We start from the raw sequence: 12,337 nt of genomic DNA on the forward strand, positions 1-12,337 counted from the left end.
GGCGTGGGCCGGGGCCGGTGGGCCGCGTGCCGGCGACCGGCGCGCCCGGCCACCGGAAATCCGGAGAAAAACAAGGAAAAACGACGGGGCGAAGACAGGAAATGACCAGGATAATCGGCGGGGACGCGCGTGGGCGCCCGGTTCGGGTGCCGCCGGGCGGCGGGACCCGCCCGACCTCCGACCGGGCGCGGGAGGGGCTGTTCAACACGCTCGCCTCGCTGGTCGAGCTGCGCGGCGCGCGGTTCGCCGATCTCTACGCCGGCAGCGGCGCGGTCGGGTTCGAGGCGTTGTCCCGCGGGGCGTCCCACGCCCTGTTCGTCGACCGGTCGGCGGCGGCGGTCCGCACCCTGCGCGCGAATGCGGCGGCGCTCGGGTTCACCGGTGTGGAGATCCTTTCGCAGCCGGTCCAACATGTGGTGGAAATCATGCCGGAGTGCGCGTTCGACGCGGTGTTCCTGGATCCTCCGTATGCGCTGCCGGACAGTGCGTTGACCAGCGTGCTCGCCGGGCTGATCGCCGGTGCCTGGCTGCATCCGGACGGGGTGTGTGTCGTGGAGCGCTCGCGCCGCAGCGGCCCGCCGGCCTGGCCGGACGGACTCATTACGATTCGCAATCGCGCGTATGGTGAGGGGGTGCTCTGGTACGGTTCTGGATCATGAGAAGGGCTGCCTGTCCAGGTTCGTTCGACCCGATCACCAATGGTCATCTGGATATCATCGTCCGCGCCAGTCGGCTCTTCGACGAGGTCGTCGTAGCCGTGCTCATCAACAAGAACAAGGCCAACCTTTTCACCGTGGAGGAGCGGATAGAGCTGATCCGTGAGGTGGCCCGGGATCATTCCAACGTGGTGGTCGAGTCGTCCCATGGCCTGCTCGTCGACTTCTGCCGGGCCCGCGGCATTCAGGCCATCGTCAAGGGCCTGCGCGCGGTCAGCGACTTCGACTACGAGCTGCAGATGGCGCAGATGAACCATTCACTCGCGGGCGTCGAAACCCTCTTTATGAGTACGAATCCGCAGTATGCGTTTCTGTCGTCCAGCCTGGTCAAGGAGGTCGCCACCTACGGTGGGGACGTGTCCGGCCTGGTCCCCGACGTGGTGCTCAAGCAGTTGCGCGAACGTCTCGCCCGCTGAAGCACGGCCCCGGGCGGCGTTCCGCCCGGGGCCGTGCCCGCGGGGCCTGGGGCCCCCTTTGACAAGCGTCGTCGGACCGTGAATCCTTGACTGGTTGGCGTCATAACTGTATTTGGAGTGTCTACGCAGAGTACTGGTGCTGGTCCGCGCCGGGCCGTGTCCATAGGACGGATGGGGCTTGGCGACCATGCATGCCTGAACTTCGACGACGACGACGCGTGCTGGAGCGCGCTGGCCGCCTACAGCCAGTGGGGGCTCGCCAAGGGCGAGAAGGTGCTGCTCGTCACCGGTCCCGGCATCTCGAAGAGCGAGATCTTCGCCCGGCTGGACTCCTGTGGCCCGCCGGTGGAGCCGGCATGGGAGCGCGGCCAGCTGAACATCGAGAGCACCGAAGCGGTATACCTGCCGCCTGCCCGGTTCTCCATCGAGGGCCAGATCCAGCGGTACCGGGAGCAGATCGAGCTGTCGTACCAGCAGGAGTACCCGGGATTCCGGGCCTGCGCCGACATGGCCTGGGCGCTGGATCCCGACATGGATCTCGACCAGCTTGTCGCCTATGAACATGAGCTCAAGGTCTTGTTCACCGATCCGCGGTGCAGCGTGATCTGCTGCTACGACCGGAAGCGTTTCAGCAGGGAACTGCTGGACCGCATGGACGGCGTCCACCCCATGACGGTGCTCGAAGGCATCGGATCCCTGGATATCGAGGATACCGGCTCCGGCCTGAGGCTGGCCGGAGAAGTTGATCTATCTACCCGCGAGCAGTTCATCAGTGGTCTTGAGCGGGCGTTCGCCCGGTTCGGGGACCGCCTGCTCCTGGACCTGACGGATCTTTCCTTCCTGGACGCCCATGGTGCCGGGCTGATCATCAGGCTGGCGGCCGGAATGCCGCCGGGCGGGCGGCTGGAGATCCGTTGCAGTACCCGTCAGGCGTACGTGCTACGTATCCTCGGCGCGGAATCGATCCCGTGGATGGCCCTGACCAAGGTGTGATGTGATCCGCGAATGCCAGTAGCAGAACGATCATTCCGGCCCGGAACGTGTGCCCACGGTTGTTCCGGTAGCGGTTGCCGGGCCAGGCGGCCGCGGATGCGGCCTATGCCACGCCGGTGACCCCCTACCCCCACGCCCCGACCGTGGAGCAGCTCGTCACCTGGGAGCTGCCCCTCGACCCCGCTGTTGTCGCCGCGGTCCGGGCCGGGGTTTCCCGGCAGTTGTACGCGTGGGGCTTGGAAGAAGCGGTGTTCACCACCGAGCTGCTGGTCAGCGAGCTGGTCACCAATGCGGTCTGTCACGGTGCCGCTCCCATCACGGTGCGCCTGATCCGGGAGCACGCCCTCATCTGCGAGGTCTCCGACGGCGGCCGTGGCTCCCCCCGTCCGCATCGGATCCGTGGCTGCGACGAGGGCGGGCGGGGCCTGTTCCTCGTCGCCCAGCTCTCGCGGAGCTGGGGCGTCCGCCATACCTCCACCGGCAAGACCGTCTGGGCCGAGCAGCCCCTGCCCTGAACGGCTGGTGTCACTCGCGCTGGGCCAGGGCGTATGGCCCTGGTCCACCACCGGCCATGGCCTGCCGCTCACCGTGGATCTCCATCTGTCTCCCTGAGGCGGCCATTGCGCTTGAGGCGGCCATTGCGACGCTTCGTGACATGCGGGCGGGCGACGGGCGCGGGCCGTCCGGATGCCCGGGCGTGCCGGCCCCGGGCATTGACGGGGCATTGATGTGGCCTGTCGGGGATGATGTGGCTGTCGGGGACCGCCCGCCGGCTGGCGGCCCGAGGCCGGTGGGCGTGCCACAGCCGGTCCCTGGTCCGTCCGGGGTGACGGTGAGCGGATTTCGCGAGACGATCGGATAGGGTGGTCTCCGGTACCTGGATTCCCGGGCACCAACCCATTGACCGACGAGTCACAGGTCACGAGCGCGTCACCGTCCCGCGGTCGGCCGCCTGTGACAGCGAGAGTTGTGAATCCAGTATCCGTGGCAACGACAGGCACCTCCTCCATGACCGCGCCGCCATCCCGCCGCCGGGCCCCTCGGGGCCCGCTCGTGCTCGACATCCGTGAGCTGGGCCGCCGGGCGGGATCGATGAAGCGCGTCGTGACGCGGGTGCCCGCTCCGGCGGAGCTGGGCACCGAGATGATCCACGTCCCGGTGGGCGCGCCCATCGACCTGGATCTGCGCCTGGAAGCCGTGATGGAGGGCGTGCTCGTCAGCGGCACGGCGTTCACGCCGCTGACCGGCGAGTGCGCGCGCTGCCTCGACCCGATCGAGGACGACACCACGGTCGGTCTCCGCGAGCTGTTCTACTACCCGGACCGGGCCCCCGAGGACCCCGAGGACGACTCCTTCCAGGTCGTGAACGACCATCTCGATCTCGAGCCGGTGCTGCGCGACGCGCTGGTGCTCAGCCTGCCGCTGTCCCCCTGCTGCCGGCCGGACTGCGCCGGCCTGTGTGCCGACTGCGGCGGCCGGCTGGACGATCCCGACGTCGATCACGAGCATGCCCGGGCCGATCCCAGGTGGGCGGCGCTGCCGCCACTGGCCGAGAACCTGTCACCGAATGAGCACACCCACGCAGCGAGCAACACCCACGCAGAGAGCAAGGAGAAGGACTAGTGGCCGTCCCGAAGCGCCGGACCTCGCGCAGCAACACCCGTTCCCGGCGGGCCCAGTGGAAGACGCAGGCCCCGGCCCTCACGAAGTGCCCCCGCGGCCACGTGACCCGTCCGCACACGGTCTGCCCGACGTGCGGTCGTTACAACGATCGACAGGTCCTCGACGTCTAAGTTGATGTGACACACGTCGCGGTCGATCTGCTCGGTGGTGACGGCGCGCCGGACGCGGTCGTCGACGGCATCGGTAGCGCGCTGGACGCCGACGAGTCGCTGCTGGTCAGCATCGTCGGCCCGGCCGCGGTTGCCGAACGGCTGTCGGCCGAGCGCGGGCTCGCCGTCGGTGGCCGGTTACGGCTGGCCGAAGCGCCCCATCTGATCGGTCCTGGCCAGGACGCGGCCCGTGAGGTCCGCTCGAGGCGGGATGCCACGGTCCGTGTCGCGACCCGGCTGATCAGGGACGGCGTGGCGGACGCGGTCGTCTCCGCCGGTCCGCCCGAAGCGCTCGTGGCCGCCGCCTCGTTCACCCTCGGGCCGGTGCCGGGGGCGACCCGGCAGGCCCTCGCCGTGCTGCTCGGCTCCCGGTCGAGCCCGACGGTCCTGCTGGACGCGGGCGCGGTCCCCGGCGGCGGCACCGGGGCCGACCAGCTCGTCCAGCACGCGATCGTCGGCGCGGCCTACGCGACGGCCTGTCTGGGCGTAGCGCGCCCCCGGGTCGGCCGGCTGGTGGCGGGGCCGGTCCGTCGCCCCGGAGCACGCTTTGGCGCCGGCGGACCGGGTACCGGTCGGCCAGGCGCCGGCGAACCGTATGCCGGGGGCCCGGGCGCCAGCGCGTCCGACGGGTCCGGCGACGGCGAGTTCGGTGACTTCCTCACCGGGCTGGAGCTCGACTTCGTCGGTGCCGTCGACGCCGCCACGGTGGTGGCCGGCGGACAGGTCGATGTCGTCGTCTGCGACGGTTCGACCGGAGCTGTTGTGGTCTCGTGGTTGCGGGCGGTGGCGAAGTCGGTCGACCAGCCGTCACCGGCGCTGTCGGGGTGGTATCCGCAGGAGGGAGCATTCGTGGTTGGCGTCGACGGGATCGTGATCGTCGCGGGCGGCGGGCCTGGTCCCGGCGCGGCCGGTCCGGGTATCGCGGGAGCGATCGCGCGGGCGGCCGCGCAGGCGTCCGCCGCGGACCGCTCCGGATGGGTGCTGTGCCAGCGGGCGGCCCTGGCCGGTCTCGTCACCCGCCGCCGCAGCCGGGCCGGGCTGCCGTCATGACCCGCGGCCTGCCTCCGCCGATGCCCCGGGACGGCCTGCGGGCCGCGCTCGGCGTGCCGGTCGACGTCGACCGGCTGGAGCTGGCGCTCACGCACCGTTCGTACGCCTACGAGCAGGGCGGCCTGCCGACCAACGAGCGGCTGGAGTTCCTCGGGGACTCGGTGCTCAGCCTGATCGTCACCGACGCCCTGTTCAACCGCCATCCCGACCTGCCCGAGGGGCAGCTGGCCAAACAGCGCGCGTCCGTGGTCAACATGCGGGCCCTGGCCGAGGTCGCCCGCACACTGGGGGAGAAGGGCATCGGCCCCTACCTGCTGCTCGGCCGCGGCGAGGAGACCACCGGCGGGCGGGACAAGGCCAGCATCCTCGCGGACACCCTGGAGGCGCTGATCGGCGCGGTCTACCTGTCGTCCGGTCTGGAGAGCGCCTCCGAGTTCGTCCACCGGCTGTTCGACCCGTTGCTCGACGTCGCCGCCGGCCGGGGCGCCGGGCTGGACTGGAAGACGTCGTTGCAGGAGCGTACCGCCAGCCTGCTGCTCGGCCCCCCCGAGTACGAGGTGGACGAGTTCGGGCCGGACCACGCCAAGCGGTTCACCGCCCGGGCCGTCGTGGCCGGCCGGGTGCTCGGTCACGGCGACGGGGGCAGCAAGAAGGAGGCCGAGCAGCGGGCCGCCGCCGCCGCCTTCCAGGCGCTGGAGGACGAGGCCGAAGCTCCCGGCCAGGTGGCACCCGACACCGCCGGGGCCACCGCTGACGCCGCGTCCGAGAGCGCCCATGGCCATTCCGAGGCGGCGGTGGGCACGGGCAACGGCTGACCGGCGGCCGTGCCTGATTCCCGCCTGTCCGATCCCGTATGCCTGATGCCTGAGCCGCCCGATGATGCCTGAGCTGCCTGATGCCTGAGCTGCCCGAGGTCGAGGTGGTCCGCCGCGGCCTTGAGCGGACGCTGCCCGGCCGGACGATCGCCACGGTGGCGGTCGCCCATCCCCGGGCGGTCCGGCGGCATGCCGCCGGCGCTGCCGACTTCGCCGCCGTGCTCGCCGGCCGCACGATCGAGGCTGCCTGCCGCCGGGGCAAGTACCTGTGGCTGGCCCTCGACGGCGGGGCCGCGCTGCTGGGTCATCTCGGGATGAGCGGCCAGCTGCTGGTGGTCGCCACGGAGAAGCCCGACGAGACGCACCTGCGGGTGCGTTTTACCTTCACCGACGCCGGCCGTCAGCTGCGGTTCGTCGACCAGCGCACCTTCGGGGGGCTGGCGGTCGTCCCGACCGACGCGGGCGTGCCCGCGCCGATCGTGCACATCGCCCGGGACCCCCTCGACCCGGAGTTCTCCGACGCCGGCTTCGTCGCGGCTGTGCGCCACCGCCGGACCGGGATAAAACGGGCGCTGCTGGACCAGACGCTCGCCAGCGGGATTGGTAACATCTACGCGGACGAATCACTGTGGCGAGCGGGTCTGCACTATGCGCGTCCGACCGGGACGTTGACCCGCGGCGAACTCAACCGGTTGCTGCAAGCGGTGCGCGAGGTCCTGCTCGAGGCCCTACAGGCCGGTGGCACCTCTTTCGACGCGCTCTACGTGTCGGTCAACGGTGAGAGCGGGCTGTTCGACCGTTCGCTCGCGGTCTACGGGCGGGCAGGGCTGCCCTGTACGCGATGCGAGACCCCGATCCGCCGGGACGCTTTCATGAACCGGTCCAGTTTCACCTGTCCGCGCTGCCAGCCACGCCCGCGAAAAGCACACTGGTAGGCCGGGCTCCGCCCGGCGCGGCGCACTGGTAGGCGCACTGGTAGGCGCCGGGCCCTGTCCGGCGGCGGTTGCCGACAGCTGGTGGTGAAAGGAGCGCGACAACCGTCATGGACGCGGATGCCGCCCTGGGAAAGATCCGTAAGCTGCTGGCGATGGCCGAGGCCGAGGGCCTGCCCGAACAGGCCCGGGAGTCCTACAACGACAAGGCCGCGGACCTCATCGCCCAGTACGGCATCGACCGGGCGCTGCTGGAGGAGGCGGTGCCCACCACGGCGGCGGCCGGGGACGTCGTGCTGGGCATCGACCATCCCTACGCCCGGGACAAGATCGCTCTGTTGGCCGCCATCGCCGGCCCGCTCGGCTGCCGGCTGATCCACCGGACGAGCCCGCTGGCCGGCGCGACCGCGCACGCGGCGCACCTGTTCGGGATGGCGGCCGATCTGGAACGGGCCCAGCTTCTCTACACGTCCCTGCTGGTCCAGCAGGCGCACGCCCTCGCGCTGGTCCGGGTGCCGCCCGCGGAGGACGCCCGCGCGTTCCGCCGGTCCTGGATGGCCGGGTTCGCCGCCGCCGTCCAGAACCGGCTCACCGCGGCCGAGTCCGGGGCCAGGGAACGTCATCGGTCCGGGCATGCCGGCGGCCGGTCGGTCGAGCTCGTCCTCGCCGACCGGTCGGCGAGGGTCGACCGGCACGTCGCCGAGGTCTACCCGCGGCTGCGTACGACGCGGTCGCGCAGCCTGTCCGGCTCAGGTGGGCCGGCCGGCTTCCAGGCCGGGCAGCGGGCCGATATCGGCACCGGCAACCGCCTCGCCGACAGGCCCCGCCGCAAACAGCTGTGACCGGCCAGGAACAGCTGCGGCCGGCCAGCAGGCCGGCGCGTCAGTACTTGCCGCCGGGGAGGTTGGGGACCGCTGTCTGGGTGGGGCCTGACGTGCGGGGCGGGGCGTAACCGGGCCCGATGATCTCGGCCGCGGCGGGCGCGGGCTCAGGTACCGCGCTGCGCAGGCCTTCGGTGCTGGCTTTCGGCACCGGCAGCACGCCGCCGTCCTGCTCGAAGTTCTGGCCACAGCCGCCGAGAAGCAGCGTCGACGGGATGACGATGGCGCACACCGTCGTCAGCGCGACCCGGCCGCGGCGGTACCGGCGCGGCCGAGGCTGACGGAAGCGGGGGGAATGTGTCGTGTCCACAGTGATCCGGTATCCTACCGGCTTCATGCGTGACGTTCCCGCCTCTCCGCCCGGCGGTCCCAGTGGGGTCCCCGGTGGATCCGCTGATCACGGCGGCCGTGATCCGTCCGCCGGCGTCAGCGGCTCCGCCTGCGCGCCCGAGGAGCCTCGGGCCCGGCTCACGGCATGGGTGTCGGGGACCGTGCAGGGTGTTGGCTTCCGCGCATACGTCCGGTCGAGGGGGCGTCGGCTCGGGCTGGTGGGCTCCGCGACCAACCTCGCGGACGGCCGGGTCGAAGTGATTGTCGAGGGCCCGCGCGCGGCCTGCCGGACCCTGCTGGAAATGCTGCGGGCGGGACACACACCCGGTCGGACGACGCAGGTGACGTACTCCTGGTCGCCGCCCAGGGGTGACCTGCTGAATTTTGTTCGTAAGTGACGCGTTTGTTGGCGCTGGCCAATCGTCCGGTCCGGCATCAATCGTCCGTCTCCGGTGCGCGGGTGGGCCGCGGCCGGATGCCAGTGGGCTCGTGCGTACCGGGCTGGTAACAGCATCGGCGCGTATCGGCCGGCTGACCGGCCGTGTCGGCGCCGATGGCATGACAACCCGGTGACATGTGTGTCCGTCGTGCCGGCGGACACACCGACAGGCCCGGGTGTCCTCATCTCGACAAAACGCCGTCGCCGTCGAGTGGGGTATGGCATCGTCTTGACTTTCGGTCGCAAGGCGTGCCATCCTCGATTCATTGTCTGGTGCGTCGTGTGGTCTGCCTGAGCTGGTCGGCCAGGCCGCAGCGCATCCCGCACCCGCTCGGTCACTCATCGTGGAGGACCACTATCATGGCGAAGGCCCTTTTCGGCCACGTCGGCTCTGGCAGCGATGTTCGTTTGTCGTATGAGGTACGCCGACTTCGTGCGCGTGTAGCAGAACTGGAGGACGAGCTCGCGCGTAGCCGCGCTCTCAATGATGCTCTTGAAGGGGTCGATGTCTCGGATGAACTCCGAGCGTTCGAGGCAGAGCCCGCGCTGACCTGATCCTCCTGGACCCGCAGCGGGACCCAAGGGACGTTTCTCTTCATGGGGAACGTCCCTTTGTGTTGTCGGCGGCATTCATGAAACCTCCCGTCGAGGTTTCCCGCCATGCCTGTGACGTTGCGAACTACGTCGATTTCTGTCGGTGATGCGATTCACCTTCCGGTGTCCGCGCGCCCCGGTCCTGCCGGCCCCCGCCGGCCACTGCCGGGCCACCGCACCCGGCCCCCGTCCACTGCCGGGCACCGCAGTATCGTGAGTACTCGATCGTCCTCTCGGGCATGGTGGCGGAGACGGGCCTAGGCACGCGTGACGGACCCGGCAGCCGGTCACATGACAGCCGGTCACACCGTGCGGCCAACTGTCCGCGGCCCGTTCCCTGCGACAGCTGTCGGAGACCGGTGCACCTCAAAAGCCTCACCCTGCGGGGTTTCAAGTCGTTCGCGAGTTCGACGACGCTGCACCTCGAGCCCGGTATCACCTGCGTGGTCGGGCCGAACGGCTCCGGCAAGAGCAATGTCGTCGACGCCATGGCCTGGGTCCTCGGCGAGCAGGGGGCCAAGGCGCTGCGCGGCGGCACCATGTCCGACGTCATCTTCGCGGGCACCCCGTCGCGGCCGCCGCTGGGGCGCGCCGAGGTGCTGCTGACCATCGACAACACCGACGGTGCCCTGCCGATCGACTACAGCGAGGTCACCGTCGGCCGGCTGATGTTCCGCAGCGGCGAGAGCGAATACACGATCAACGGCAGCACCTGCCGGCTGTTGGACATCCAGGAGCTCATGAGCGACTCCGGGATCGGCCGCGAGCTGCACGTCATCGTCGGGCAGGGGCAGCTCGACGCGGTCCTGCACGCCCGCCCGGAGGACCGCCGCGCCTTCGTCGAGGAAGCGGCCGGCGTCCTGAAGCACCGCAAGCGCAAGGAGAAGGCGCTGCGCAAGCTGGAGGGGATGGCCGCCAACCTCACCCGGCTCACCGACCTGTCCGCCGAGCTGCGCCGTCAGCTCGGCCCCCTCGGCCGGCAGGCGGAGATCGCCCGTAAGGCCGGCGTCATCCAGGCGTCGCTGCGTGACTCCCGGCTGCGGCTGCTCGCCGACGACATCGTCACGGCCCACGGGGACCTGGCAACCGACATCCGGGACGAGGAGGCGCTGCGGGCCCGGCTGGCCACGGTGGGCCGCACCCACGCCGAGGGCCAGCGGCGCGAGCAGGAGCTGGAGGCGGCGCTGGCCGCGGTGACCCCGCAGGCAGCCGCCGCGGGCGAGGTCTGGCATGCCCTGGTGTCCCTGCGGGAACGTATCCGGGGCACCCGGTCGCTGGCCGCCGAGCGGGCCCGGCTGCTGCGGGCCGGTGCCGAGGAGCAACGCAGCGGTCGCGACCCCGAGCAGATGGAGCAGGAGGCCGCCGCGGTCCGGGAGCAGGAGAGCGCGCTGCTGACCCGGCTGGACACCGACCGGGACGGCCTCGAGGAGGTCGTCACCCGCCGGGCGCGGCTCGAAGCCGCGCTCGTCCAGGAGGAGAAGGCGCTGGTCGCGGCCGCGCGGGAGGCGTCGAGCCGACGGGAGAACCTCGCCCGGCTGGCCGGCCGGGTCGAGGCCGCCAGATCCCGGGCCGCCAGCGCCGAGACAGAGATCGTCCGGATGTCCGAGGCGGTGGACGCGGCCCGGCTGCGCGGCGGGGAGACCAGCGACCAGCGGATCGCGCTCGAGTCGGAGCTCGTCCGCATCCAGACCACCCGCGGCGAGCTCACCGCGCGTCGCGAGGAGGCGGTGGCGGTGCACGCCAGCGCCACCGAGCGGCTGGAGGAGCTGCGCGGGCAGGAGCGTTCCGCCGAACGCGACCGGGCGTCCTGGCAGGCCCGCCGGGAGGCGCTGACCCTGTCACTGACCCCGCGCGACGGCGCCGCGGCGCTGCTGGACGCCGCCGCCGGCACCTGGACGCCCCCGCCCGCCGACCAGGCCGGCAGAGGGGACCAGGCCGGCAGAGGGGACCAGGCCGGCAGAGGGAAAAAGAAAAAGGGGAAGATCGGCCGGGATGCCGCCGCCGGGCAGGACCGGGCCGCCGCTGACACCGCTGACACCGCTGACACCGCCGCCGCGGGCGCCGGGGTTCGTGCCGAGCCGCCCACCGGCATCCTCGGCCGGCTGGCCGGGTGGCTGTCGGTCGAGCCGGGGGCGGAGGTGGCCGTCGCGGCCGTGCTGGGCCCGGCCGCCGACGCCGTCGCCGTCGCCGTCGCCGGCGACGTCACCGCCGCGTTCGAGTGGCTGCGGGCGGTCGACGCCGGCCGGGTGTCCCTGGTCGTCGCCGCCGCGGCCCCCGCCGACGGTTCTGCGGCGGACGCCGCGGTGGCCGCTGCCGTGGCCGACCCGGCGCGAGCCCTGCCACCGGAAGCCCGCGGCGGTGGCGTACCCGCTGCCGATCTCGTGCGGGTCGGTGACCCGCGTTATGCCGAGGCCGTCGCGCGGATGCTCGCCGCCACCCTGGTGGTCGATGACCTCGCGGCCGCGGCGGAGGTGGTCCGGGCGCATCCCGGCATCCGGGCGGTCACCCGGGCCGGGGACGTGATCGGGCCGGCGCTGGCCACCGGCGGCAGCGCCCGGGCACCGTCCCTGCTGGAGCTGCAGGCCGCCGCCGAGGAGGCGGAGAGCCAGATGATCGCCGCGGCCGGCCGCGGGGAGCACGCCCGGGGGGCGGTCGCCGCCGCCGGGGAGGAGGTCGCCCGGGCCCGCGGCGGGATCGACGAGGCGCTCGCGGCGCTGCACACCGCCGACGCCCGGCACCGCGCGCTCTCCGAGCAGCTGTCCCAGCTGGAGCGGGCGAACCGCTCCGGCGCGGCCGAGACCGAACGTCTCGAACGGGCCCGCGCCCAGGCCGAGACAGCCCGTGACCAGGCGTATGGCGCGCTGGCGGAGCTGGAGGCGGCGCTGGCCGCCGCCTCGGACGAACCGGAGGCGGGGGAACGTTCGTCAGCCGAACGCGACCGGCTGGTCGCGGCGACCTCGGCGGTGCGCGCCGAGGAGGTCGAGGCCCGGCTCGCCGTGCGCACCAGCGAGGAGCGGGCGCGGGCGCTGGCCGGCCGGGCGGACGCGCTGGTGCGCTCCGCCGCGAACGAACGCGCCGCGCGGATGGCCGCGGCGCGCCGCCGGGAGGTCCGGGAACGCCAGGCGGCGGTGGCCGCGGCGGCCGCCGACGCCGCCGACACGGCCCTGACCGCCCTGGAGCACTCCCTCGTCGCCGCCGACACCGAACGCCAGCGTGTCGAGGCGCTGCGCCGGGGGACCGAGTCCGAGCTGACCGGCGTCCGGGAGCGGGTCCGCACGCTCGCCGCCGAGCTCGCCGCGCTGCGAGACGACGTCCACCGCGACGAGCTCGCCCGCGCCG

At 72.2% G+C, this 12,337-nt stretch carries 14 protein-coding genes; 13 read left to right on the plus strand and 1 reads right to left on the minus strand.

What is annotated here, in order from left to right; all coding sequences use genetic code 11:
* The first annotated feature begins 101 nt into the window (after window positions 1–101).
* From rsmD to AC5LSR_RS14080, 10 genes are all read left to right on the plus strand, one after another.
* The gene (rsmD, locus tag AC5LSR_RS14035) at window positions 102–659 is read left to right on the plus strand and encodes a 16S rRNA (guanine(966)-N(2))-methyltransferase RsmD (RefSeq protein WP_250285087.1); all 558 of its coding nucleotides are present in this window, start codon (window positions 102–104) and stop codon (window positions 657–659) included.
* Window positions 656–1,132: a pantetheine-phosphate adenylyltransferase gene (gene coaD / locus AC5LSR_RS14040; protein ID WP_250285088.1), complete on the plus strand. Its 477-nt coding sequence runs from the start codon at window positions 656–658 to the stop codon at window positions 1,130–1,132. Before rsmD ends, coaD begins: the two co-directional genes overlap by 4 nt.
* Before the next feature lie 171 nt (window positions 1,133–1,303).
* On the plus strand, window positions 1,304–2,125 hold the full coding sequence (locus AC5LSR_RS14045; protein WP_250285089.1) for an MEDS domain-containing protein: 822 nt from the start codon (window positions 1,304–1,306) through the stop codon (window positions 2,123–2,125).
* A gap of 116 nt (window positions 2,126–2,241) precedes the next feature.
* Entirely contained in the window at window positions 2,242–2,640 is a 399-nt protein-coding gene (locus tag AC5LSR_RS14050; protein ID WP_250292415.1) for an ATP-binding protein, read from the plus strand.
* 493 nt (window positions 2,641–3,133) lie between these two features.
* Window positions 3,134–3,748, plus strand: coding sequence for a YceD family protein (locus tag AC5LSR_RS14055; protein ID WP_250285091.1), 615 nt, complete (start codon window positions 3,134–3,136; stop codon window positions 3,746–3,748).
* Window positions 3,748–3,918 (plus strand): 50S ribosomal protein L32, encoded by a 171-nt coding sequence (gene rpmF / locus AC5LSR_RS14060; RefSeq protein ID WP_013874845.1) that lies wholly within the window; start codon window positions 3,748–3,750, stop codon window positions 3,916–3,918. The genes AC5LSR_RS14055 and rpmF overlap by 1 nt, the downstream gene beginning before the upstream one ends.
* 6 nt (window positions 3,919–3,924) lie before the next feature.
* Window positions 3,925–5,007 (plus strand): phosphate starvation-inducible protein PhoH, encoded by a 1,083-nt coding sequence (locus AC5LSR_RS14065; protein ID WP_250285092.1) that lies wholly within the window; start codon window positions 3,925–3,927, stop codon window positions 5,005–5,007.
* Window positions 5,004–5,822: a ribonuclease III gene (rnc, locus tag AC5LSR_RS14070; protein ID WP_250285093.1), complete on the plus strand. Its 819-nt coding sequence runs from the start codon at window positions 5,004–5,006 to the stop codon at window positions 5,820–5,822. The genes AC5LSR_RS14065 and rnc overlap by 4 nt, the downstream gene beginning before the upstream one ends.
* Before the next feature lie 80 nt (window positions 5,823–5,902).
* Window positions 5,903–6,757, plus strand: coding sequence for a bifunctional DNA-formamidopyrimidine glycosylase/DNA-(apurinic or apyrimidinic site) lyase (gene mutM / locus AC5LSR_RS14075; protein WP_250285095.1), 855 nt, complete (start codon window positions 5,903–5,905; stop codon window positions 6,755–6,757).
* Between the two features lie 107 nt (window positions 6,758–6,864).
* Entirely contained in the window at window positions 6,865–7,596 is a 732-nt protein-coding gene (locus AC5LSR_RS14080; RefSeq protein ID WP_250285097.1) for a DUF2786 domain-containing protein, read from the plus strand.
* A gap of 40 nt (window positions 7,597–7,636) precedes the next feature.
* Here AC5LSR_RS14080 and AC5LSR_RS14085 read toward each other — a convergent pair whose 3' ends face one another.
* On the minus strand, window positions 7,637–7,972 hold the full coding sequence (locus AC5LSR_RS14085; RefSeq protein ID WP_250285099.1) for a hypothetical protein: 336 nt from the start codon (window positions 7,970–7,972) through the stop codon (window positions 7,637–7,639).
* Here AC5LSR_RS14085 and AC5LSR_RS14090 point away from each other — a divergent pair.
* The 3 genes from AC5LSR_RS14090 to AC5LSR_RS14100 form a co-directional block, all read left to right on the plus strand.
* A complete protein-coding gene (locus tag AC5LSR_RS14090) occupies window positions 7,971–8,363 on the plus strand; it encodes an acylphosphatase (RefSeq protein ID WP_493464645.1) in 393 nt (130 codons plus the stop codon). The two genes, AC5LSR_RS14085 and AC5LSR_RS14090, sit on opposite strands and share 2 nt — an antisense overlap.
* A 401-nt stretch (window positions 8,364–8,764) precedes the next feature.
* Complete coding sequence (locus AC5LSR_RS14095; protein ID WP_250285101.1) at window positions 8,765–8,959, plus strand: hypothetical protein; 195 nt, start codon at window positions 8,765–8,767, stop codon at window positions 8,957–8,959.
* A gap of 398 nt (window positions 8,960–9,357) precedes the next feature.
* On the plus strand, window positions 9,358–12,337 hold a 2,980-nt coding region (locus tag AC5LSR_RS14100), incomplete at its 3' end, for a chromosome segregation SMC family protein (RefSeq protein WP_493468551.1).

This window comes from Protofrankia sp. CiP1_Cm_nod4 (genome assembly GCF_982290645.1).